General features: G+C 72.2%; 17 protein-coding genes. 15 read left to right on the plus strand and 2 right to left on the minus strand.

Annotation, left to right across the window (positions count from 1 at the left end; translation table 11 throughout):
* Nucleotides 1–2: 2 nt before the first annotated feature.
* Complete coding sequence (locus ABT095_RS00310; RefSeq protein ID WP_350526970.1) at nt 3–1,220, minus strand: PucR family transcriptional regulator; 1,218 nt, start codon at nt 1,218–1,220, stop codon at nt 3–5.
* Nucleotides 1,221–1,741: 521 nt separating this feature from the next.
* Between ABT095_RS00310 and ABT095_RS00315 the strand changes: the two genes are divergently transcribed.
* The 15 genes from ABT095_RS00315 (at nt 1,742) to ABT095_RS00385 (ending at nt 16,440) form a co-directional block, all read left to right on the plus strand.
* On the plus strand, nt 1,742–2,365 hold the full coding sequence (locus ABT095_RS00315) for a hypothetical protein (protein WP_350526971.1): 624 nt from the start codon (nt 1,742–1,744) through the stop codon (nt 2,363–2,365).
* Nucleotides 2,366–2,626: 261 nt separating this feature from the next.
* A complete protein-coding gene (locus ABT095_RS00320) occupies nt 2,627–4,369 on the plus strand; it encodes a DUF6801 domain-containing protein (protein WP_350526972.1) in 1,743 nt (580 codons plus the stop codon).
* 30 nt (nt 4,370–4,399) lie between these two features.
* Entirely contained in the window at nt 4,400–5,368 is a 969-nt protein-coding gene (locus ABT095_RS00325; protein ID WP_350526973.1) for an ABC transporter ATP-binding protein, read from the plus strand.
* A complete protein-coding gene (locus tag ABT095_RS00330) occupies nt 5,365–6,153 on the plus strand; it encodes an MlaE family ABC transporter permease (RefSeq protein ID WP_350526974.1) in 789 nt (262 codons plus the stop codon). The genes ABT095_RS00325 and ABT095_RS00330 overlap by 4 nt, the downstream gene beginning before the upstream one ends.
* 3 nt (nt 6,154–6,156) lie before the next feature.
* On the plus strand, nt 6,157–6,960 hold the full coding sequence (locus ABT095_RS00335) for an MlaE family ABC transporter permease (protein WP_350526975.1): 804 nt from the start codon (nt 6,157–6,159) through the stop codon (nt 6,958–6,960).
* Entirely contained in the window at nt 6,957–8,231 is a 1,275-nt protein-coding gene (locus ABT095_RS00340) for an MCE family protein (protein WP_350526976.1), read from the plus strand. The genes ABT095_RS00335 and ABT095_RS00340 overlap by 4 nt, the downstream gene beginning before the upstream one ends.
* Nucleotides 8,232–8,272: 41 nt before the next feature.
* Nucleotides 8,273–9,316 (plus strand): MCE family protein, encoded by a 1,044-nt coding sequence (locus ABT095_RS00345; protein ID WP_350526977.1) that lies wholly within the window; start codon nt 8,273–8,275, stop codon nt 9,314–9,316.
* Nucleotides 9,313–10,344, plus strand: coding sequence for an MCE family protein (locus ABT095_RS00350; protein ID WP_350526978.1), 1,032 nt, complete (start codon nt 9,313–9,315; stop codon nt 10,342–10,344). The genes ABT095_RS00345 and ABT095_RS00350 overlap by 4 nt, the downstream gene beginning before the upstream one ends.
* Nucleotides 10,341–11,399, plus strand: a complete 1,059-nt coding sequence (locus tag ABT095_RS00355; protein ID WP_502884772.1) for an MCE family protein — start codon at nt 10,341–10,343, stop codon at nt 11,397–11,399. The genes ABT095_RS00350 and ABT095_RS00355 overlap by 4 nt, the downstream gene beginning before the upstream one ends.
* Nucleotides 11,396–12,643 carry an MCE family protein gene (locus ABT095_RS00360; RefSeq protein WP_350526979.1) on the plus strand — a complete coding sequence of 416 codons (1,248 nt, stop codon included), beginning with the start codon at nt 11,396–11,398 and terminating at the stop codon, nt 12,641–12,643. The genes ABT095_RS00355 and ABT095_RS00360 overlap by 4 nt, the downstream gene beginning before the upstream one ends.
* On the plus strand, nt 12,643–13,923 hold the full coding sequence (locus ABT095_RS00365; RefSeq protein ID WP_350526980.1) for an MlaD family protein: 1,281 nt from the start codon (nt 12,643–12,645) through the stop codon (nt 13,921–13,923). The genes ABT095_RS00360 and ABT095_RS00365 overlap by 1 nt, the downstream gene beginning before the upstream one ends.
* Nucleotides 13,924–14,129: 206 nt before the next feature.
* Entirely contained in the window at nt 14,130–14,645 is a 516-nt protein-coding gene (locus tag ABT095_RS00370) for a hypothetical protein (protein ID WP_350527263.1), read from the plus strand.
* Between the two features lie 11 nt (nt 14,646–14,656).
* Complete coding sequence (locus ABT095_RS00375; protein WP_350526981.1) at nt 14,657–15,169, plus strand: hypothetical protein; 513 nt, start codon at nt 14,657–14,659, stop codon at nt 15,167–15,169.
* Nucleotides 15,170–15,180: 11 nt separating this feature from the next.
* Entirely contained in the window at nt 15,181–15,714 is a 534-nt protein-coding gene (locus ABT095_RS00380; RefSeq protein ID WP_350526982.1) for an Rv1363c family protein, read from the plus strand.
* 21 nt (nt 15,715–15,735) lie between these two features.
* Nucleotides 15,736–16,440, plus strand: a complete 705-nt coding sequence (locus ABT095_RS00385) for a hypothetical protein (protein WP_350526983.1) — start codon at nt 15,736–15,738, stop codon at nt 16,438–16,440.
* A gap of 7 nt (nt 16,441–16,447) precedes the next feature.
* Here ABT095_RS00385 and tuf read toward each other — a convergent pair whose 3' ends face one another.
* Nucleotides 16,448–17,626 (minus strand): elongation factor Tu, encoded by a 1,179-nt coding sequence (gene tuf, locus ABT095_RS00390; RefSeq protein WP_350526984.1) that lies wholly within the window; start codon nt 17,624–17,626, stop codon nt 16,448–16,450.
* Between the last annotated feature and the right edge of the window lie 300 nt (nt 17,627–17,926).

The following is a 17,926-nucleotide window of genomic DNA, read 5'->3' on the forward strand; positions in this document are numbered from 1 at the left end:
GGCTACTGACCGGTGCGACGGCGCCGCGTGCTCTCCAGCTGGAGCGCACGCAGCGCCACCTCGATCGCGAACCGGCCGTCGGAGTCGGTGAGTTGTGCACCGAATGCGCGGTCGAGCAGCCGCATCCGGTAGCGCACGGTCTGCGGGTGGACGCCGAGGAGCTCAGCCATCTGCGCGGCGGTGCCCCGGGTGGTGAGCCAAGTCCGCAGGGTGTCGATCAGGCGGTGGCGCTGAGCCGGGGTCAGGTCGGCCAGCGGGCCGAGGTGCCGGGCGGCGAGCTGGCGGATCAGGCCCGGGTCGCCGAGCAGCCACAGGGGAAGCAAGTGGTCCTCGCTGCGGGTGAGTTGCTGATCGGTGATCACGCCGCTCCCGGCGAGCACCAGGGTGTGCCGGGCCCAGCGCAGCGAGTCGGCGGCCTCGTCCAGCGGGGTGGTCAGGCCGATCGCGGCCCGGCAGCCGCTCAGCGCCTCCTCCAGTGCCGTCAGGCGCTCGCCCGCCAGCCGTCCGGGCACCAGCAGATGGGGCTCCGGGTCACCGAAGTCGACCAGCACGTCCCGGTCGAGGGCGCCTCGCGAGGGTAACGTGGGGGCACGTAACGCGACCAGGGTGACTTCGGCCGGTAATGGCCAACCGGCGTGCTCGGCCAGCTCGTTGAGCGCGCTTCGGGCAACGGCGGTGCCGCCGAGGATGCGCCGCAGCAGGCGGCGGCGGCGGTTGTCCGGCTCCTCGCCGAGCTCGGCCATGGCCTGCTGGTAGCCCTCGCGGGAGAGTTCGGCGATGTCGCCCATGTAGGCGAAGAGCGCGTCGGCGAAGGCCAGCATCACGGTGACCGAGAGGTTGTAGCGCTTGCCGACGGTACGCACCCGCCGCAGCGCGACCTGGCAGCCGATCCGGTAAGCGGCCTGCAGCATGTCCAGGCTGCGCCCTTCGTACGCCTCGAACCGGCCGAAGCGGCGGCAGATCTCGTCGCGCAAGGAGGTGGTCGCGGTGGGGGCGGCGATCTGGTCCACGAAGGTGGCGATGTTCTGCTCGATGCCGACCCTGATCACCCGGGCGTTGGGGCCCTCCAGCAGCTCGCCGTACTCGGGGATGGCGGCGACGATCTCGGAGGCCATCTCCTTGAGCAGGCTGGGAAGTTCGGGGCGCATCACGGCCGCCAGCTCGCGCGGGAGCGGCCCCAGCGGCTCGGTGCGGTCCGGGGGTTGTCTTGCGACGGTCATGCTGTGGCCCCCAGCTGGTCGGCTCCTCGGAGCGGTGCGGGCCGCCTGCCGGTGCGGCCGGGGCGGGTGGGGCCCCGGCGAGGCGCGTAGCGTACAAACTCTCGGGGGCAGGTGAAAGATAGACCACCGGGAGCGCTCGGCGCACCCTCCGCGCACGGAAACTTCCGATCTGTCAGCGGACTTCCAGGAAGGACGGGCCGTCCGGGGCCGAACGGCCGGGGTGCGCGCGGGAGTCCGGTGATGTTCCGGCGCCGGGTGGGGGTGCTCATTTCTTCACAAGGGTGAACTCCTTCCTGTTGCGCGGGAGATAAAAAAATACCCGCCGGTAAGTCGGTGCCGGGAATCTCGGGCCGGAGTGTTGCGCCCTCAGTTACCCGTGCGTAACGTCCAGAACCATGACGGCGGCCGATTCGCATCGGTGCAACGTCCCAGGTGGCGGGCCGCTGTCGGATTCCCGTGCGGAAGAACGCCCGGAATTCCGATAAACCCCCGGCCCGCGAACTACCAGAAAGGATCAGCACGTGCGCAAGCTGACCAAGACCACCATGGTTGCCGCCGCCGCGCTCACCGCGGCCCTCGGCATGACCGCCGGGTCGGCCACGGCCGCCGGCACCTGGACGGCCACCCCCGGCGGGGCGTGGACCGCGAAGGCGACCTCGCCGAAGCTGCTGGACACCAGGACCGGTACCCAGCTGACCTGTTCCTCCTCCAGTGCCGCGGGCACCCTGCAGAGCGGATCCGGCCTCTCCGGCACCGGCATATCCTCCATCACCTCGGTGAGTTGGACGAGCTGCACCGGCCCGCTGGGCATCACCTTCTCGGTGACCCCGAACGGTCTGCCCTGGGCGCTCAACGCGGTGAGCTACAACGCCACCACCGGCGTGACCACCGGCACCCTGACCGGTGTCAAGGCCCACATCAGCGGCGCCGGCTGCACCGCCGACTTCGCCGGCCCGACCAGCACCACCTCGGCCACCCTCGCGGGCAGCTACAGCAACTCCACCCACACGCTGAGCATCAGCGGTGGCGACCTGCACGCGTACAACGTGTCCGGCACCTGCCTGGGCCTGCTCAACAACGGGGACGCGGCGACCTACACCGCGAACTACGTCCTCAACGGGTCGCAGACGATCACCTCGCCGTGATCCGCGTCCGAACTCGCCGCCGCTGAGCGGTGATGGGCCCGCCGCCCCGCGTCCTTCCGGTGCGGTGGGCCTGCCGCATGTCCGGGCGGCCGTCACGTGCTCAATGAACGACAAAGCGCCGACGGCCGATTGTCACCGGATGACAAATTTCTCCGGCCCGGCCCGATCGCGGAACTTTCCTGTGTGCGATCACTTGTCGCTGCTTGTTACCGGACCGTAGTGTCCTGCGTCCCGAACTAAATCCACGGGGGAGCCACAGCCATGAGAGATGCAGTGGGCACGCGTCGCTCGGTGCGCCTTGCGGTGGTCGCCGCCGCGGGTCTGCTGGCGGGGCTGCTGCCGGGCACCGACTCGGCCTCGGGCGGCCAGCCGGGGCGGCTCTCGCTCGGGTACACCTGCGGCTTCCCCGGCGGGAGCCGGGCCGTCACGGTGGAGCTGCTGCAGAGCTACCCGAGCGCCGCGGCGGCCGGATCCGCCTTCCGGCCCGGGCCGTTGACGGTACGGGTGCCGCTGCCCGCCGGGGCGCTGCCCGCGGGTGCGGTCGCCGTGAACGGGACGGCGAGCCTGGCGGCCGGGATCAGCCAGGGCGCCGCCGAGCTCGGCACGGACTGGTCCGGCCTGACGTCCTCCACAACTCCGTTGTCCGGCAACGGCGATGGTCTCATCGCCTTCACGGGCGCGGTGGCGCCCGTCACGGTGGCGGCCCCGGGTGCCGTCTCCTTCGCGGCCGGGAGCCTCTCGCTCGACCTGACCGTCCAGCGGGCCGTGAGCCCGGCGTCGCCCGCCCCCAGCGGCACGCCGACGGCGGGCGCCGGGGCCACGCTCACCCCGCACACCGGCACTGCCTCGGCCGGCCGCCTGGCCGTCTCCTGCGCCCTCGCGCCGGGGCAGGCCGCGGAGTTGGGGAGCGTCGAGGTGACGGCCGGGCCCTCCGGCAGTGCGACGCCCTCCGCCCCGGCGCCTTCCGGCTCGGCGCCCTCCGCCCCGGCGCCCTCCGGCTCGACGCTCTCCGCCCCGGCGCCGGGCGGGAGTCCGAGCGGGAGCGGCTCGGCGGGGGCGCCCTCGGGCACCGCCTCGGTGAGCGGACCGCCCACGGCGTCGGGGCGCCCGTCCGCCTCGGGCTCCGGGGTCCGGCTCGCGCCGCCGGGGAAGGCGCCCGCCATCCAGGTGCAGCCCGCCTACCACTCCGGCACCGACCTCTGCCCGGACCCGCCGAAGGGTGAACTGGACCCCGCGCGGCTGCCCCCGGTGCCGGAGGGCGCCACCGTGATCCCGTCGCCGGACATGGACTGGCCGGACATGCCCGCCTGCGCCTTCGCCGACGGCTTCGCCAACATCACCAAGCTCGGCCAGGCCACGCTGGTCAACGACCCGGCGAAGTCGCCCACCATGGTGGCGCTGAACATGAACCGGCGCCTGGTGGTGCTCTGGGGCGACACCGACGGCTACTTCGAGAGCGACGTACTGGGCAGGCTGAACCTCCCGACAGCTGACTCCACCTTCCTGACCTACGGATTCGTGCCGACCAGCGCCAAGATCGACTTCACCCCGGTCGGCCTGCTGACCATCGTCGCCACCGGGAACGTCCAGTGGAACCAGCCGATCGTGTTCAACATCTACGGCTACCAGTCGATGCGGATCCACGACGTCTTGGTGAACGGCACCCCGCTGGATGTCGGCCCGAACTGCCGCACCGCCGCGCCCGTCGAGCTCAAACTGCAGGGGCGGCAGGACAGTTACCTGCCGGGCGGGGGTGACGGCAAGCCGGACTACACCCTGATGGGCGGCGGCCCGCTCTCCCAGACCGACCTGTACGTCCCGCCGTTCACCGGCTGCGCCAGCCACGGGGAGAACCTCGACGCCCTCTTCACCGCCGCCGTCTCCGGCCCGGGCAACCAGCTGAACCTGATGCAGGGCCCGACCTGCACCCCGGGCAGTGACCCGGCCACCAACGGCTGCGAACCCGAGATCGTCGTACCCGACCCGCCGACCCGCCGGCACTGACCGCCAACAACCGCGACCCCGGGAGGTGTCATGGGCATCGAAGTCACCGTCGAAGGTCTGACCAAGTCCTTCGGCGAGCAGACCGTCTGGCAGGACGTGTCCCTCACCCTGCCGGCCGGTGAGGTCAGCGTGATGCTGGGCCCCTCCGGCACCGGCAAGACGGTGTTCCTCAAGTCCGTGATCGGGCTGTTGAAACCCGAGCGGGGCCGGGTGCTGGTGGGCGGCGTCGACATGGTGAACAGCCCCGAGCGGGACATCTACGAGGCCCGCAAGCTGTTCGGCCTGATGTTCCAGGACGGTGCGCTGTTCGGCTCGATGACGCTGTTCGACAACATCGCCTTCCCGCTGCGCGAGCACACCCGCAGGAAGGAGAGCGAGATCCGCCGGACCGTCATGGAGCGGATCGAGATGGTCGGCCTGGTCGGTGCCGAGGGCAAGCTGCCCGGCGAGATCTCCGGCGGCATGCGCAAACGCGCCGGTCTGGCCCGGGCGCTGGTGCTCGACCCGCAGATAGTCCTGTGCGACGAACCGGACTCCGGGCTCGACCCGGTCCGCACCTCCTACCTCTCCCAGCTGCTGATCGACCTCAACGCGCAGATCGACGCGACCATGCTGATCGTCACCCACAACCTGGACATCGCCGCCACCGTGCCCGACAACATGGGCATGTTGTTCCGCCGTGAACTGGTCGCCTTCGGCCCGCGCGAGCTGCTGCTCACCAGCGAGGAGCCGGTGGTGCGGCAGTTCCTCACCGGCCGCCGGGCCGGGCCGATCGGGATGTCCGAGGAGAAGGACCAGGCCCAGCTGGCGCTCGAGAACTACGCCCCCGAGCCACCCGCCCCGCTGGTGCCCCAGCTCGAGCCCTCGCCGGGTCTGGGCCCCCGGGCGGCCGTGCAGCGCCGCCGGGCCCGGGTGCTCGCCATGTGGGACCAGCTGCCCCCGGCCGCCCGGGAGGCCGTCCGCGCCGGGCTCGCCCCGAGCCAGGGAGGCCCGGCATGAGCATCCCCTGGACGCGCGCCCCGGGCCTGGGTGCGCTGCGGCAGACCGGCCGGCTCTTCCAGCTCTCCGCCACCACCGTACGCGACACCTTCCGGCGGCCGTTCCAGTGGCGCGAGCTGATCGAGCAGTTCTGGTTCGTGGCCAGCGTCACCATCCTGCCCGCCGCCCTGGTGTCGATCCCGTTCGGCGCCGTCATCGCCCTGCAGGTCGGCTCGCTGGCCCAGCAGTTGGGCGCCCAGTCGTTCACCGGCGGGGCCAGCGTGCTGGCCGTCATCCAGCAGGCGAGCCCGCTGATCGTGGCCCTGCTGATCTCGGGCGCCGGCGGCTCGGCGATCTGCGCCGACCTCGGTTCGCGCAAGATCCGCGAGGAGCTGGACGCGATGGAGGTGATGGGCGTCTCGCCCGTCCAACGCCTGGTCGTGCCCAGGGTGCTGGCCACCATGCTGGTCGCCGTGCTGCTCAACGGGCTGGTCTCGGTGGTCGGCACGCTCGGCGGCTACTTCTTCAACATCGTTCTCCAGCACGGCACTCCGGGCGCCTACCTGTCCAGTTTCTCCGCGCTGGCCCAGCTGCCCGACCTGTACGTGAGCGAGTTCAAGGCGCTGGTCTTCGGGTTCATCGCCGGGATCGTGGCCGCCTACCGGGGGCTGAATCCGCGCGGCGGGCCGAAGGGGGTGGGTGACGCCGTCAACCAGTCGGTGGTGATCACCTTCCTGCTGCTCTTCCTGGTCAACGTCGCGATCACCGGCATCTACCTGCAGCTCGTCCCGCAGAAGGGAGCCTGAGCCATGGCCGTGCTCGACAAGCTGGACGAGACCGGCGACCACCTGATCTTCCACCTCACCGCGCTGCTCTGGATACCGCGCACCCTGCGCCGCTACTCCCGCGAGGTGCGCCGGTTGCTGGCCGAAGTCGCCTTCGGCAGCGGTGGACTGGGGGTGATCGGCGGCACCGTCGGGGTGATGTTCGGGATGACGCTGTTCACCGGCACGGTGGTCGGCCTGCAGGGCTACGCCGCGATGAACCAGCTCGGCACCACCGCGTTCACCGGTTTCATCTCCGCCTACTTCAACACCCGTGAGATCGCCCCCCTGGTCGCGGGCCTGGCCCTGTCGGCCACCGTCGGCGCCGGATTCACGGCCCAGCTCGGCGCGATGCGGATCAACGAGGAGGTGGACGCGCTGGAGGGGATGGGCGTGCGCAGCATGCCGTACCTGGTCACCACCCGGGTGATCGCGGGCATCGTGGCGATCGTCCCGCTCTACGGCATCGGCCTGCTCAGCAGCTACCTCGCCTCGCGGGCGGTCACCGTGTTCGTCAACGGCCAGTCGCAGGGCACCTACGACCACTACTTCAACCTCTTCCTCTCCCCGGCCGACGTGCTGCTCTCCACCCTCAAGGTGCTGATGTTCAGCGTGGTGGTGATCCTGGCGCACTGCTACTACGGCTACACCGCCAAGGGCGGCCCGGCCGGGGTCGGGGTCGCGGTCGGGCGCTCGGTGCGCAACGCGATCGTGGTGATCAGCCTGGCCGACTTCCTGCTCAGCCTGGCGATCTGGGGCGCGACCACGACGGTGCGGGTGGCCGGATGACCGCCAACTCGACCACCGGCTCGCGCACGTACGGCCGGCGGACCGCCGGGGTGGTCTTCCTGCTGGTGCCCGCGCTGCTCGCCGGGCTCGCCGTGGCCGTCTACGACAAGGAGTTCAGCGACTCCGCCGAGGTGGTGGTGGAGACCGGCAGCGCGGGCCACGAGCTGCACCTGGGTGCCGATGTGAAGCTGCGCGGGGTGATCGTCGGCCAGGTCCGCCGGATCGGCAGCGCGGGCGACGGCGCCCGGCTGACCCTGGCGCTCGACCCGTCCCGGCTGCCGCAGATCCCGGCCGGACTGTCCGTCCAACTGCTGCCCACCACGCTGTTCGGCGAGCGGTACGTGGCTCTGGTGCCCGACCAGGCCCAGCCCCAGGGCCACCTACGGGCCGGCGCGGTGATCCAGCAGGACCGGTCCTCGGACGCGATCGAGCTGCAGCAGGTGCTCGACCACCTGATGCCGGTGCTCACCGCCGTGCAGCCGGCCAAGCTCTCGGCCACACTGAGCGCGGTGGCCACCGCGCTGGACGGCCGGGGCGGCCAACTGGGCAGCACGCTCACCGAGCTGGACGCCTACCTGAAGCAGCTCAACCCCGAACTGCCCACCCTCAACGAGGACATCCACCAGCTGGTGGCCGTCAGCCGGGCCTACGACCAGGCGGCCCCGGACTTGGTGCGGGCGCTCACCGACCTCACCCGCACCAGCGCCACCGTGGTCGACCAGCAGGCCGGCCTGGCCACCCTCTACGGCACCACCACCGGCACCGCCCAGGACGTGACCACCTTCCTGCGGCAGAACAAGGACAACCTGATCCACCTGAGCGCCGACAGCACCGGCACGCTCGACCTGCTCGCCCGCTACGCGCCGGAATTCCCCTGCACACTAAGGACGATGGCGAACTTCGTGCCCGCGATGGACCGCGCGCTCGGCAAGGGCACCGACCAGCCAGGTCTGCACGTGAGCGTCACCACGGTGCCCTCACGCGGCAGGTACCTGCCGGGGCAGGACACCCCGGCGTACCGGGCGAGCGGGGGGCCGCAGTGCTACGCCGTGCCGTACACCGGGCGGACCACCCCGCTGAGCGACGTGCCCTCCTTCGCGGGGACGGACCCGAGCAGCCTCGGGCTGCCCAACTCCCCGCAGGAGAACCAGCTGGTGGGTGAGCTCCTGAAGGCGGGTGCGCCGACCGCGCCGCTGCCGGCCGGGGCGCCCGACTGGGCCAGCCTGCTGGCCGGGCCGGTCTTCCGCGGGGCGGAGGTGACGGTGCAGTGAAATACCGACGAGTGAGAGACCGACGAGTGGAAGACCGACGAGTGGGAGACCGAGTCGGCCGGCGCGGTCTCGCCGGGCCGGTCACCAAGTCGCTGGTGTTCGTGGTGGTGACCGGTCTGGCCACCGGCGCCCTGGCGTTGAGCATCGCGGACACCGGGGTCGGCCCCACCATCGGCTACACGGCGCGGTTCAGCGACGTCACCGGGCTGGCGCCCGGCGACAGCATCCGGATCGCGGGCGTGCGGGTGGGGCAGGTGGACAGTGTGAGCGTGGTGGACCGCAGGGTCGCCCAGGTGCGGTTCTCGGTCGACCGGGACAAGCCGCTGCCCGAGTCGGTGACGGCCTCGGTCAAGTACCTGAACCTGGTCGGCCAGCGCTACATCGACCTGGAGCGCGGCCCGGGCGCGGTGGACCGCAGCCTGCCGCCCGGCGGGCTGATCCCGCTCGAGCACACCACCCCCGCGCTCGACCTCACCCAGCTGTTCCACGGCTTCCAGCCGCTCTTCCAGGGCCTGGCACCCGACCAGGTCAACCAGTTGGCGAACGAGATCGTCCAGGTGCTCCAGGGCGAGGGCGGCACGGTGGACGGTCTGCTGCGGACGGTCGGCTCGCTCACCAGCACGCTGGCCGGCAAGGACCAGGTGATCGGCCAGGTGATCGACAACCTCAACTCGGTGCTCTCCACGGTGAACAGCCGGGAGGCCGGCTTCACCGACCTGGTCGGCACCCTGCAGCAACTGGTCAGCGGCTTCGCCGCCGACCGCGAGCCGATCGGGCAGTCCCTCAGCGCGATCTCCCAACTGGCCGACAGCACCGCCGGATTGCTGGACCAGGGCCGGGTCCCGCTCAAGGAGTCGGTGGCCCAGCTCGGCCGCCTGTCCACCAACCTGGCCGACAACAGCGGCCAGTTGGAGAACTTCCTGCGCACCACCCCGGAGAAGATGCGCACCATCGGCCGCCTGACCTCCTACGGCTCCTGGCTCAACCTCTACCTCTGTGAGGCCAAGGTCACCGGCGTCACCACCTACGACGGCAGCACGCCGCCGACCGGCCTGCCCGTCACCGAATCGAGGTGCCGAGGATGACAACGCGTCCCCTGTGGGGCCCTCTTCGGGACCGCAACCCCGCCGCCGTCGGCGCGGTCGGGCTCCTGCTGCTGCTCGTGGTCGCCGCGCTCGCCTACCGGGCCGACGCGTTGCCCTTCGTCGACTCCGGCACCGGCTACAGCGCCGACTTCACGGACGCGGCGGGCCTGCGCCCCGGCAACGAGGTGCGGATCGCCGGGGTCAAGGTCGGCAAGGTCACCGCGGTGGCGCTGGACGGCGCCAAGGTGAAGGTCGACTTCGCGGTGCAGGAGGCCTGGATCGGCGACGCCAGCACGGCGGCCATCGGCATCAAGACCCTGCTCGGCGAGAAGTACCTCGCCGTCGACCCGCTCGGCGCGCACCGCCAGAGCCCCGCCGAGCGCATCCCGCTCAGCCGCACCACCTCGCCGTACGACGTCACCCAGGCCCTGGACGACCTCGGCCGCACCGCGGGGGCGATCGACAGCAAGCAGCTCGCGCAGAGCTTCCAGACCATCGCCGACACCTTCAGGGACACCCCCGCCTCGGTGCGCAGCGCCGCCGACGGGCTCTCGGCGCTCTCGAAGACCATCGCGAGCCGGGACGGCCAGCTGGCCCAGCTGCTCGCCGGGAGCAAGCAGCTCACCAAGACCCTCGCCGACCAGGACGGACGGTTCGAGCAGCTGCTCTCGGACGGCGACCTGCTGCTCGGCGAGATCCGGCAGCGCCGCGACGCCGTCCACCAACTGCTCACCGGCACCCAGCAGCTGAGCACCCAGCTGAGCGGCCTGGTGGCCGACAACGCCCGGCAGCTCGGCCCGACCCTGGACGCACTCGGCAGGGTCACCGCCGTGCTCACCGCCAACCAGAGCAGCCTGGACCAGACCCTCGCGCTGGCCGGGCCGTACTACCGGCTGCTCGGCAACACGCTCGGCAGCGGCCGCTGGTTCGACGCCTACCTGTGCGGGGTCGTGCCCCGCAACTACCTGCCCGCGGGCAGCGCCCCGCAGAGCGGCTGCCTGCCGCCCAAGCCCCGAGGCGGTCAATGATGCGCCCCTTCCCGACCGTGCATCCGCTGCGCCGCCGAGCCCTGGCCGGCCTGGCCGCCCTGACCGTGGTCGGCGGCACCGTCACCGCTGCCGTCCTGGCCGCGCAGGAGTCGGACGGCAAGCACCTGACCGCGCTGTTCGACCACGCCACCGGCGTCTACCCGGGTTCTGACCTGCGCGTGCTCGGGGTGAAGGTCGGCACCGTGGACTCCGTGCGGCCGCAGGGCACCCGGGTGCGGGTGACGCTCACCCTGGAGCCCGGCGTACGGGTGCCGGCCGACGCCAGGGCGGTGGTGGTCGCACCCAGCGTGGTCGCGGACCGGTACATCCAGCTCACCCCCGCCTGGACGGGCGGCCCGGAGATCGCCGACCACACCGAGATCCCGCTCGAGCGCACCTCCAACCCGCTTGAGCTGGACCAGCTCTACCAGTCGGTGACCCAGCTCGCCGACGCCCTGGGCCCGAACGGTGCCAACGCCACCGGCGCCCTCTCCCGCCTGCTCGACACCGGCGCGCGGAACCTGGCCGGCAACGGCCAGGCCATCGGCGACTCGATCGCCGGGCTCGGCCAGGCCGCCCGGACCCTCTCCGGGCACAGCGACGACCTGTTCGCCACGCTGGCCTACCTGCAGTCCTTCACCACCATGCTCAAGGACAACGACGGCAAGGTGCGTTCGGCCACCGACCAACTCGCCACGGTGACGGGCTTCCTGGCCGAGGACAAGCAGAACCTCGGTGCGGCGCTCCAGCAACTGGCCACCGCCCTGGGCCAGGTGAAGGGCTTCATCCAGGACAACCGGGCCCGGTTGAAGAGCGTGGTCGACCAACTGGCACCGGTCACCCAGTCACTGGTCGACCAACGCGCGTCGCTGGCCGAGCTGATGGACACCGCGCCGCTGGCCGCCGACAACGCGTTGAACGCCTTCGACGCCGCCCACGGCACCCTGGACGGCCGGGCCGACCTCAACGAGCTGAGCGGCCCGCCGCTCCCGCTGCCGAAGGTCGGCAGCCTCACCCCTAATCCTGCCGGGCCGAGCGCTGGAGCGGGCCGATGAGACGCGCCATCCTAGTCGCCGCCCTGGCCGTCACCCTCACGGGCTGCTCCGGCTCCTTCCACGGCATCCAGGACGTGCCGCTGCCCGGCGGCGCCGACCTCGGCAGCCACCCGTACGAAGTCACCGCGAGGTTCGCGGACGTGCTCAGCCTGGTGCCGCAGGCGGCGGTACGGGTCAACGACGTGGCCGTGGGCCGGGTCACCCGGATCGCTCTCGCGCCCGGCGAGTGGTCGGCCGTGGTGACCATGAAGATCAACGGTGGCGTGCACCTGCCGGCCAATGCCTACGCCCACCTCGAGCAGTCCAGCCTGCTCGGCGAGAAGTACGTCCAGCTCTCGGCGCCACCGAGTGGCGAGGTCCCGCAGGGGAGCCTCGCCCCGGGTGCGGTCATCCCGGCCGCGCACACCGAGCGCAACGTGGAGGTGGAGGAGGTCTTCGGCGCCCTCTCGATGCTGCTCAACGGCGGGGGAGTGGCCCAACTGCACACGATCACCACCGAGTTGAACAAGGCGATGACGGGCAACGAACCACAGCTGCGCTCGATGCTGAGCCAGGTCGCCACCCTGACGGCCGATCTGGACGCCCACCGCAAGGACATCACCGACGCGCTGGACGGCGTCAACCGGCTCTCCGCCTCGCTGGCCGCCAGGGACCAGCAGATCGGCACCGTGCTCACCGACTTCAGCCCCGGCCTCAAGGTGCTCGACCAGCAGCGCGGCGCGCTCGTCACCATGCTCCGCTCGCTCGACAGCCTCTCCACCGTCGCCGTCGACACCGTCAACCGCAGCAAGGACGACATGGTGGCGGACCTGCGCGCGCTCGCCCCGACCCTGCAGCGCCTGGCGGATGCGGGCAAGGCGCTGCCGGACTCGCTGCAGGTGCTGCTCACCTACCCGTTCACGGACGAAGTGCTTCGCGGCGTCAAGGGCGACTACCTGAACGTCTACCTCGACCTGACGGCGGCGCCGGGCACCCAGATCATCCCGGCGCTCGACCCGGCCGACAACGCCCCGCCGCCCGACCCGAGCCCGTCGCCGGTCGACTCCCCGACGGACCAGCCCACCGATCAGCCGACCGATCAGCCGACGGACCAGCCGACCGATCAACCCACCGACCAGCCGACGGACCAGCCCACCGACACGCCGACCGGCGAGGCGTCGTTGCTGCGGCACCTCAACGGGCGCGGGCTGCCCGTCCCGCTGCCCCTGCCGCCGGTCACCGCCCCCAGGAAGGGAGGCCGCTGATGCTCACCCTCGCCACCCGGCTGAAGAACCTCGCCTTCCTGCTGATCTCCGTCCTGGTGCTCGGCTACCTCGGCGTGCGCTATGCCGACCTCGGGCGGTACGTCGGCCTGCGCGACTACTACACCGTGCGGGTGCAACTCCCGCAGACAGGTGGCCTGTTCGAGCACGCCAACGTCACCTACCGGGGCGTCTCGGTCGGCCGGGTCGGCCCGATCAGGCTGACCGAGGACGGTGTCGAGGCCGAGTTGCGGATCAACAACTCGACCCCGCATATCCCGGCCCGGCTCAAGGCCGTGGTGGCCGACCTCTCCGCCGTCGGGGAGCAGTACATCGACCTGCGGCCGACCAGCGACCAGCCGCCGTACCTGACCGACAACTCCGTGGTGGCGCAAGAGGATTCCTCCGTGCCGCTGCCGGTGACCAACCTGCTGACCAGTGTGGACGCACTGGCCGGCTCAGTGCCGGTACAGTCGCTGCGGACGGTGGTGGACGAGTTCGGCGCCGCGTTCAACGGCCAGAGCGCCAACCTGCAGGCGCTGCTCGACAACAGCAGCCACCTGCTCGACTCGGCGAGCAAGGCGCTGCCCGGCAACATCGCCCTGATGGAGGACGGCAAGGCCGTGCTCACCACCCAGGTCGCCGAGAGCGACGCGCTGCGCTCCTTCGCCGACAGTGCCGCCCAACTAGCGGGACAGCTCAACGAGTCGGACACCGACCTGCGGCGGCTGATCGGCGCCGCGCCGGAGGCGACCGGACAGGTGAGCGCGCTGCTGCGGGACGTGGGCCCCAGCCTGAGCGTGGTACTGGCCAATCTGCTCACCACCTCCGACCTCGCCGTGACCCGCCAGCGCGGATTGGAGGAACTCCTGGTCCGGCTCCCGGCCGTGGCCGCCGCGGGCGCCACCGCGATCGACGACAAGGGTGCCCACCTCGGTGTGGCCGTCACCTTCTTCTCCCCGCTGCCCTGCACCTCGGGCTACGGCGGCACCACCTACCGCAACGGCCTGGACACCGGCCCGGCCCCCGCCTTCAACACCGCCGCCCGCTGCTCGGCCACGCCCGGCAGCGGCCAGGACGTCCGAGGCTCGGCCAATGCCCCGCAGGGCGGCATCCCCACCCCCGCCCAGCCCGGCTCGCTGCTCCCCGCCACGGCCAACCCCGCCCCGGCGGCCCAGGCACGGCCAACCCCCGCACTGCCGGGTGCCCTCGGCCTGCCCGCTCTCCCGGTCGGCGGCCCCGCCGACCTGGGCGGCCTGCTCGGCCTGGGGGTGGCGCGATGAGCCCTCGCGAGGACCTGGCGGCGGCCGAGGCGGAGGCCGCTGCGGGGACGTTGCCGCCGGGCGGACGGCTGGCCGAACTCGCGGCCGTGCGCGCGCTGCTGGCGACCGTCGACCAGGCGGCACCTGCCAGGCAGCCGGAGTCGCAGCCGGAGCCGGAGCCGGAGCCGCAGCCGCAGCGGGAGCCGGAGTCGCAGCCCGAGCCCGTCGTGGTCGGCCCGCGCTCCGGACGGCGGCTGCTCGGGTGGGCGGCCCTGGTACTCGCCGCCGGGTACTGCCTGCTGGCCGCCGGCTGGTACTGGCAGGCGCGCTCCGCCGACGACCTCGCGTACGGGCGGGCCCGGGACGCGGTGCTGGCGCAGGGGCGGACGGCGCTGACCGCGCTCAACACGGTCGACGCCGGTGAGGCCGAGACGGGCCTGCGCGACTGGCTGGCGGTGACCACCGGGCCGCTGCACGAGCAGCTCCAGCGCACCGGCACCGCCGACGCCACCACCCTGCGCCAGGCCGGTACTTCGGCGCACGGCACCGTCACCGACGCCGCCGTCACCGAGCTGGACACCCGCGCGGGCACCGCCCGGCTGATCGCCACCGTCTCGGTGGACCTCACCCCCAAGGCTGGCAGTGCCAGCACCGACCGCAAGCGCTTCGAGGCCGGGCTGGCCCGGACCGCCGACGGCTGGAAGGTCACCTCGCTGACCGCCGTGCCCGTCGGCGCGAGCTGAGAGGGGAGACCGTGACGGACCAGGAACCACGCCGCCCCCGCCGCTGGCCGCTGCCGCTGGCGCTCGTACTGCTCGTACTGGCCGGGAGCTGCCTGCTCGTGCTCGGCGACCGGGCCGAGGCGCAGGCCGAGGCCAACCGGGCGCTCACCGACGGCCAGACCACCGCCGAGGTGGTCGGTGATGTCGGCAACGCGCTCGGCCGGATCTTCTCCTACACCCCCGCCGACACCGCCGCCACCGCCAAGGCGGCGGACGCGCTCCTGGACGGCCCGGCCGCCGCGCAGTACCGGTCGCTGTTCGCCCAGGTGAAGCAGCAGGTGGCGGACCAGAAGCTGACCCTCACCACCCGCGTGGTGCGGGCCGGGGTGACCGAACTCTCGGGTGAGCAGGCGAAGTTGCTGGTCTTCCTGGACCAGACCTCGCAGCGCGAGGGCAAGGCGGCGAGCACCGCCGCCGCCCAGCTCTCGGTGACGGCCCGCCGGACGGGCGGCCACTGGCGGATCACGGAACTCAAGGCCCGGTAGGGGAGCGGAAGATGGCGGTACGACGGCTCAACCCCGTCCTGACGGCGGCTCTCGCGCTCGTCGTGGTGGCGGCGGTGGCGGCGATCTTCACCGGCTGGTCCTGGTACGCGGCGGCGCACGACGACACGGCGGCCTACGCCCGGGCCCGGGATCAGGCCCTGGCGGCGGCGGAGCAGGCGGTGCAGAACATGAACACCCTCGACCACGCCGACCTGGCCCGAGGGCTCGACCTCTGGGAGGCCTCCACCACGGGCGACCTGCACAGCCAACTGGTGCAGGGGCGCGCGGACTTCAGCAAGCAGGTGGCCCAGGCTCAGACGGTGAGCACCGCCAAGGTGCTGGCCGGGGCGGTGACCGAGCTGGACGAACGGGCCGGGCGGGCGGCGGTCCTGGTGGCCCTGCGGATCACCGTGCAGGCGCCCAAGCAGCAGCCCGCGACCAAGGAGAGCCGGATGCTCGGCGAACTGACCCGTACGGCGACGGGCTGGAAGCTCAGCGCCCTCGGCCAGGCTCCGATGGGCTCCGCCGCCGGTTCCGGCCAGTAGCACGTTCGGGAGAGGACCTCGATGTCGACCACGACCCGTCACCTGATCAACCGGCAGCGCCGCCTGGCCGCCGCCCGCCCGACCGCCGCGGCTGCCGGCCCGACCGCCGCGGCTGCCGGCCCGGCAGCCGCCGTGGCCGTGCTCGCTCCCGAGGCCCCGCCGCTCGTCGAGGAGACACCCCCGAAGGAACGTCGCCGCCCGGTGCTGCTCGCCTTGATCGCGCTGCTCACCGTGCTGCTCGGCGGCTTCAGCGCCCTCGCGGCCGGCCGCGCCTCGGACCTGCGCGCGGGTGGCGCCGCGCACAATGCCGCCCTGGCCGACCCGGCCCGCACCAGCGAGGTCAAGGGCGCGGTGGCGCAGGCGGTGAACGCCCTGTTCTCCTACAACTACGCCGACACCGCCCGTACCGACAGCGCGGCCAAGACCTTGCTGACCGGCGCGGCGGTGCAGCAGTACGCGAGCATGCTGGCGCAGGTGCACCAGCAGGCCCCGCAGCAGAAGCTGGTGCTCACCACCACGGTGACCGACAGCGGGGTGGTCCGGCTGGACGGCGACTGCGCCAGGCTGCTGGTCTTCGCCGACCAGCGCAACACCAGCACGGCCGCCGCGGCGGGCAGCAAGGACAGCAAGGACAGCTCCAGCTACGCCGCCGCGATGTTCGCCGTCGACGTGATCCGCCAGGGCGGCACCTGGCGGATCACCAACATCGACACCTTCAACGGCTAGACCTGTCCTAGGAGACGGACAGTACCGACCCCGCCGCGACCGTCCGCCCGCCCTCGCGGACGGCGAAGCCGAGGCCCGGCTCCAGCGGCACCGGCTGGCCGAGCGTCACGGTGACCTCCACCGTCTCGCCCGGCGCGGCGACCGCGAGACCGGCCGGGAGCTGGACGTCACCGACCACGTCCCCCGTGCGGAGGTAGAACTGCGGGCGGTACCCGCTGGTGATCGGCGTCCGGCGCCCGCCCTCGGCGGCCGAGAGCAGGTGCACCCGCGCCGTGAAGGTGGTGTGCACCGCGGCCGAGCCGTGCGCCACGACCACCTGGCCGCGCCGCACCTGCTGCCGCTGCACCCCGCGCAGCAGCAGCGCGACGTTGTCGCCCGCCTCCGCGGTCTCCATGGTCCGCCCGAAGGTCTCCACCCCGGTGACCACGGCCTCCACCTCGGAGTCGTAGCCGAGCACCTGGATGCGGTCGCCCATCCTGACCCGCCCGCGCTCCACCGCGCCGGTCACCACCGTGCCGCGCCCGGTGATGGTGAGCACGTTCTCCACCGGGAGCAGGAACGGCGCGTCGGTGTAGCGGACGGGCGTGGGCACATAGGCGTCCACCGCGTCGAGCAGCTCGAGCAGGGCCGCCGACCAGCGCTCGTCCCCCTCCAGCGCCCGAAGGCCGGAGACCTGGACCACCGGCAGCCCGGCGCCGTCGTACCCGTGGGTGGAGAGCAGCTCGCGCACCTCCAGCTCGACCAGCTCGAGCAGCTCCGGGTCACCCGCGTCGGCCTTGTTGAGGGCCACCACCACGTGCTCGACCCCGACCTGCCGGGCGAGCAGCACGTGCTCGGCGGTCTGCGGCATCACGCCGTCCTGCGCGGAGACGACCAGGATCGCGCCGTCCAGCTGGGCGGCGCCGGTGATCATGTTCTTCACGAAGTCCGCGTGGCCGGGCATGTCGACGTGGGCGTAGTGCCGGGTGGCCGTCTCGTACTCGACGTGGGCGATGTTGATGGTGATGCCGCGCGCAGCCTCCTCCGGGGCCCGGTCGATCCGGTCGAACGGGACGAAGGAGCCGCCGCCGCGCTCGGCGAGGACCTTGGTGATGGCGGCGGTGAGGGTGGTCTTGCCGTGGTCGACGTGACCCATGGTGCCGATGTTGAGGTGCGGCTTGGTGCGGACAAAGGCCTGCTTGGCCATGACGATGATCTTCCTGGGAGTCGCGTGGCGGGGCCTCAAGGACGGACCGACCTTCCCCGTCCGAGGCCCCGGGACTTCCCGGGGAAGGTCAGCTTCGCGCGCCGTCGAATGCGGCTGCGAACGCGGATGCGCCAGTGGATGCGAGTGCCAGGGCAGCAGCCATCGCGCCCGCGACTGCGGGCTGCTGGGCGATGGCGTACCGGGACATGCCGATCATGCTGCCCCGTGCGGCCCGCCCCGCGCCACCGAATTAACGCCAGGCTGACCACCCGTCAGATCCGTTGGGTGAAGTGTGCCTTC

The sequence above is a fragment of the Kitasatospora sp. NPDC002227 genome (assembly GCF_040296285.1).
Taxonomy (GTDB): Bacteria; Actinomycetota; Actinomycetes; order Streptomycetales; family Streptomycetaceae; genus Kitasatospora.

What these genes read in the sequence shown, in the direction of transcription:
- ABT095_RS00310 (WP_350526970.1), bottom strand. Translation starts at nt 1,220, where the DNA reads ATGACCGTCGCAAGACAACCCCCGGACCGCACCGAGCCGCTGGGGCCG.
- ABT095_RS00320 (WP_350526972.1), top strand. Translation starts at nt 2,627, where the DNA reads ATGAGAGATGCAGTGGGCACGCGTCGCTCGGTGCGCCTTGCGGTGGTC.
- ABT095_RS00325 (WP_350526973.1), top strand. Translation starts at nt 4,400, where the DNA reads ATGGGCATCGAAGTCACCGTCGAAGGTCTGACCAAGTCCTTCGGCGAG.
- ABT095_RS00330 (WP_350526974.1), top strand. Translation starts at nt 5,365, where the DNA reads ATGAGCATCCCCTGGACGCGCGCCCCGGGCCTGGGTGCGCTGCGGCAG.
- ABT095_RS00335 (WP_350526975.1), top strand. Translation starts at nt 6,157, where the DNA reads ATGGCCGTGCTCGACAAGCTGGACGAGACCGGCGACCACCTGATCTTC.
- ABT095_RS00340 (WP_350526976.1), top strand. Translation starts at nt 6,957, where the DNA reads ATGACCGCCAACTCGACCACCGGCTCGCGCACGTACGGCCGGCGGACC.
- ABT095_RS00350 (WP_350526978.1), top strand. Translation starts at nt 9,313, where the DNA reads ATGACAACGCGTCCCCTGTGGGGCCCTCTTCGGGACCGCAACCCCGCC.
- ABT095_RS00355 (WP_502884772.1), top strand. Translation starts at nt 10,341, where the DNA reads ATGATGCGCCCCTTCCCGACCGTGCATCCGCTGCGCCGCCGAGCCCTG.
- ABT095_RS00360 (WP_350526979.1), top strand. Translation starts at nt 11,396, where the DNA reads ATGAGACGCGCCATCCTAGTCGCCGCCCTGGCCGTCACCCTCACGGGC.
- ABT095_RS00365 (WP_350526980.1), top strand. Translation starts at nt 12,643, where the DNA reads ATGCTCACCCTCGCCACCCGGCTGAAGAACCTCGCCTTCCTGCTGATC.
- ABT095_RS00380 (WP_350526982.1), top strand. Translation starts at nt 15,181, where the DNA reads ATGGCGGTACGACGGCTCAACCCCGTCCTGACGGCGGCTCTCGCGCTC.
- ABT095_RS00385 (WP_350526983.1), top strand. Translation starts at nt 15,736, where the DNA reads ATGTCGACCACGACCCGTCACCTGATCAACCGGCAGCGCCGCCTGGCC.
- tuf (WP_350526984.1), bottom strand. Translation starts at nt 17,626, where the DNA reads ATGGCCAAGCAGGCCTTTGTCCGCACCAAGCCGCACCTCAACATCGGC.